Genomic DNA, 849 nt, shown 5'->3' with positions numbered 1-849 from the left:
CTTGGATTCACATATTAAGCGCAACACCGTAATGAACGAAGTAAATGAGTGGGTACTCCTTTAAATAACTCATTCGGTGTTTTGTAATCTCGTGTTTTACGAGGGCGATTATTTAATCGGTTTGCCACAAGGTTAATCTCCAGCTCTGATACCTTATTAAAATCAGTTCCTTTTGGGAAGTAATCTCTGATTAATCCATTCGTGTTCTCATTTATCCCTCTTTCCCAGGGGGAATACGGGTGAGCAAAATAAATTTTTGTCTCTAAATTTTTACTGATCAGTTCGTGTTCGGCAAATTCGAGGCCGTTATCAAAGGTAATTGTTTTAATTTTATGTTTTATCAGTGATAAATGTCTTGTGGCCGCTTTTGCGACCCCTTCTGCTGTTTTATCTTTAAGTTTAATTATGATAGTAAATAACGATTTTCGTTCAACTAATGTCAATAATGCACTTTTATGATCTTTACCAACGATAGTATCTCCTTCCCAATCACCAATACGCTGCTTTTTATCAACAAGTTTGGGGCGCTTATCAATACTGACTCTGTTTTTAATTTTTCCTCTGCGCTCATAACTTCCATAGCGTTTACGATACGGTTTTTTCGCAATCCTAAGATGTTGCCATAAATCACCCCCATTAAGTTTATCCTTATAAATCAATCGATAAACTGTTTCATGATGCAAAGATATTATATTTTCCCTTTTGAGATAACCGACTGTTTGTTCAGGACTTAAATCTTGCCAAATTAACTGTTTGATCCACATTTCTATCTCTGGTTTCACTTTTACTGCTTTTGTAGCACAATGTCGGCGCGCTACGGCCTTAAGCTGAGCCTGTTCAGGAGCATAT

At 36.7% G+C, this 849-nt stretch carries 1 protein-coding gene; it reads right to left on the bottom strand.

Annotated features, from left to right (window positions below):
* Positions 1-14 precede the first annotated feature (14 nt).
* Positions 15-849, bottom strand: an 835-nt coding sequence (locus PSI23_RS21660; RefSeq protein WP_273557004.1) for an IS30 family transposase, incomplete at its 5' end; no start/stop codon positions are given.

It is taken from the genome of Xenorhabdus yunnanensis (assembly GCF_028598805.1).
Classification (GTDB): Bacteria; Pseudomonadota; Gammaproteobacteria; order Enterobacterales; family Enterobacteriaceae; genus Xenorhabdus; species Xenorhabdus yunnanensis.
This window is presented reverse-complemented; position numbering and strand designations above follow the sequence as displayed.